Source organism: Skermanella sp., assembly GCF_059503625.1.
This window is the reverse complement of sequence record NZ_JCACHA010000199.1, coordinates 1-3,391: the sequence shown is the minus strand read 5'-3', so window position 1 is coordinate 3,391 and position 3,391 is coordinate 1. Positions and strand designations below refer to the sequence as shown.

General features: G+C 63.1%; 3 protein-coding genes. All 3 read left to right on the top strand.

All coding sequences use genetic code 11. From position 1 onward, the window contains the following. Positions 1-331: SDR family oxidoreductase (locus tag AC5JJ6_RS05095; protein WP_496041001.1), on the top strand; the 331-nt coding region annotated here is incomplete at its 5' end. A 165-nt stretch (positions 332-496) separates the two neighbouring features. Beyond that, positions 497-2,185, top strand: a complete 1,689-nt coding sequence (locus tag AC5JJ6_RS05090) for a methyl-accepting chemotaxis protein (protein ID WP_496041000.1) — start codon at positions 497-499, stop codon at positions 2,183-2,185. An 85-nt stretch (positions 2,186-2,270) separates the two neighbouring features. Continuing rightward, a complete protein-coding gene (locus AC5JJ6_RS05085; protein ID WP_496040999.1) occupies positions 2,271-3,239 on the top strand; it encodes an alpha/beta hydrolase in 969 nt (322 codons plus the stop codon). The last annotated feature ends 152 nt before the right edge of the window (positions 3,240-3,391 follow it).

Here is a 3,391-nt window from a genome sequence, read left to right as displayed (position 1 = left end):
CAACCTGTCATCGACCGCGACGAAGCGCGGCAGCCCGGATCAGTGGGTCCACTACGCCGCCACCAAGGGCGCCATCGACGTGTTCACCGCCGGACTTGCCGCCGAGGTCGCATCACAGGGCATCCGGGTCAACGCCGTGGCTCCCGGCCTGACCCTGTCGGACCCGGCGGATACCGACCGCGTCGCCGCCCGGCTCGATACCATGCGGGGCGAGATCCCGATGAACAGGGCCGGCACGGCGGACGAGGTAGCGGAGGCGGTGTTCTGGCTGTGCTCGGACGCCGCGTCCTATGTCACGGGAGCGGTCCTGCCGGTGGCGGGCGGGAGATAAACAGCTCGCCCGAAATCAATATAAAATTGCAAACTAATTGTTCTATTACTTAAGTATTATTTGCATGCCGTATCAATAGTCTCGACCGAAACCAATTGTTAAATCGGCCGGCCTAGTTTCATTGTACTTCAATCGATATGTTCAAACTGCTCAAAAGCCAAAATCATGACCGCTTTCAAGTTGTCGATCCGGGCGAAGCTTTGGGTACTGGTCGCAGCCGCCACCCTTGCCTCCCTCGCCATCGCGGGCGCTGGACTTTATCTGAACAAACAGAGGATGTACGAAGACCGGGTTTCCGGTCTGCGGGCGCTGACGGACGTCGGCTACAGCGTCGCCGCCAAGCTGGAAGCGGAAGCAGCAGCCGGCAGGATCACCCGCGACGAGGCGCAGACCCGCTTCAAGGACATGCTGCTGTCCCTCAAATACCCGAACGGTGGATACTTCTTCGCCTACGACTACAACAACTTCGGCTTCGCGCACCCCAACGCCAAGGTGATGGGCAAGGACGCCTCCGGGCTGAAGGACGCCAACGGCGTGCCGATCCTGCCGGCCATGGTGAAGATCGCCAAACAGGGCGAAGGGACGTATCGCTATCCCTGGTTCATCAACAACTCGGGGTCGAACGAGACCGAGCAGAAGCTGTCCTACGTCAAGGGATTCGAGCCCTGGCAGATCTTCATCAGCACCGGCGTCACGATCGACGACCTCCAGACCGCGTTCCTCGACCAGCTCCTGATGCTGCTCGGCGTCGTTGCGGTTATGGCGCTGCCGGCAATCGCCCTGATCGCCATGGTCGGCCAGAAGATCAGCACCGGCATCGCCCGGCTCAGCGGCAAGATGCGGGCGCTGGCCGACGGCGACCTGACGGTCACCTTCCCCGAAACAGATCGTTCCGACGAGATCGGCGCGATGGCCAAGGCTATGCAGGTCTTCAAGGACAACGCCGAAGCTAAAATCCGGTTGGAAGCCGAACAGGCCGCATTGGCCCGCCGGGCGGAGGACGAGAAGCGCGGTGCTCTGCTGAACCTTGCCGACAGCTTCGAGAGCAGCGTCAAGAACATCGTCGATACCGTGGCCTCGTCCGCGGCCGAGATGCAGGGTTCCGCGACCTCGCTGGCATCGGCGACCAGCCATAGCGTCCAGCAGATCACGACAGTGTCCGCCGCGTCGGAGCAAGCGTCGTCCAATGTCCAGGCGGTAGCGGCGGCGACCGAGCAGCTTTCTGCCTCCATCAGTGAGATCGGCCGTCAGGTCGCCACCTCCACCCGGATCGCAGGCCAGGCGGTGCAGGAGGCCGACCGCACCAGCGAGACGATCAAGAGCCTGGTCGAAGCGGCCCACCAGATCGGTCAGGTGGTCGAACTGATCAACAGCATCGCCGGCCAGACCAACCTGCTGGCGCTGAATGCCACGATTGAGGCGGCACGCGCCGGTGAAGCCGGAAAGGGCTTCGCCGTCGTTGCGTCAGAGGTCAAGGCGCTGGCGACCCAGACCGCCCGTGCCACCGAGGACATCCAGAACAAGGTCGTCGAGATCCAGGCCGCCACCGGCGGCGCCCAGAACGCCATCCTCGCGATCGGCAGGACCATCGGCCAGATGAACGAGATCGCCACGACCATCGCTGCCGCCATAGAGGAGCAGAACGCCGCGACCTTGAGCATCGCCGGCAACGTCTCCCAGGCGGCACGTGGCTCGGAGGACGTCAACGCCAACATCACCGGCATCGGCAGGGCGGCGAGCGACGCCGGCTCGGCTGCCAGCGTGGTTCTCAGCGCGTCGGAAGGTCTAGCGCGCGAGGCCGAAAGGCTCCGCGAGGAAGTCGGCGGCTTCATCGCCAACATCCGCGCCGCCTGATCCTGACCGGACGGCGAGAGGGGCGGCTTCCTTGAGGGAGCCGCCCCGGTTCTTTTTCCCTTTACCGCAAAAATCTGGAGTGATCATGAGACGCGCAGCAATGCTCGGGCTCGGCATGGCCGTCTACGCCCTGGCCTGCTCAGCCGCCTTCGCCGCCGACATCGTGGGGGTGGAGCACTGGACCGAAACCAAGGGCACCAAGGTCTATATCTGGGAAAAATACGCCGGCGATCCGAAGAAGCCGGACGCTCCGAAGTTCGATGCCCGCAAGGTCGTCATGCTGGCGCACGGCTCGGCGACCGCCGGGCGTGAAAGCTTCGACCTCCAGGTTCCGGGCAAACCCGGCTACAGCCTGATGGACGAGTTGGCACGCCAGGGCTTCGACGTGTTCGCGCTGGATACGCGGGGTTTCGGGCGCTCGACCCGGCCCGACGCCCACATGAGCACGGCACAGGCCAAGGAAGACCTGAAGGCGGCGATCGACTACGTGCTGAAACTGCGCGGCGTGTCCAAAGTCAACCTTCTCGGCTGGTCATGGGGCACCCAGTACGCCGGCATGTATGTGATGGACTATCCGGAAACCGTGGCGAAGTATGTCAGCTACGCCCAGATGCACATCAACAGCCCCGACGTGACCAAGCGGCGCGGCCGGATCGACGCTTTCCGGAACAACGCCTACCTGACCATCCCCGAGGAAAGCTGGAAGCCCCGTTTCGTGTCGATGGCTCCGGCCGAGGTCAACGAGCGGGACGTCGTCGACGCTTTCGCCAAGGCTGCCGTCAAGGCCGAGCCGAAATCGCCAACCGGCCCGCAACTGGACCTCGTCACGATCATGCCGATGGTCAATGCCCGGCTGATCACCGTGCCGACGATGATGATCCACGGCCAGTATGACGACGTCGCCGATACGACCGGCCTGCTGCCCTTCTTCGCGGAGCTTCCCAACCCGCAGAAGAAATACGTCGTGATCCCCAACGGCGGCCACATGCTGCACCTCCAGAAGGGCCATCTGGCCTTCCAGCACGAAGTAATCGGCTTCTTCAACGCGCCCTGAGTAGGATGGGAGCCCCCCTCGCCGGTCGGCGGCGAGGGGTTTTCATGAAGCGCACGACACTTTTCTATATCGATCTGAAAGCCAAATTGACTGCTACACCTACAAGAGCCGGTAGGTGCAAGCAGGACAATCACAGGCAGGTTCGTGACGGA

Excerpts from the sequence above, each read along its gene's own strand:
- AC5JJ6_RS05090 (WP_496041000.1), top strand. The coding sequence starts at position 497 with ATGACCGCTTTCAAGTTGTCGATCCGGGCGAAGCTTTGGGTACTGGTC.
- AC5JJ6_RS05085 (WP_496040999.1), top strand. The coding sequence starts at position 2,271 with ATGAGACGCGCAGCAATGCTCGGGCTCGGCATGGCCGTCTACGCCCTG.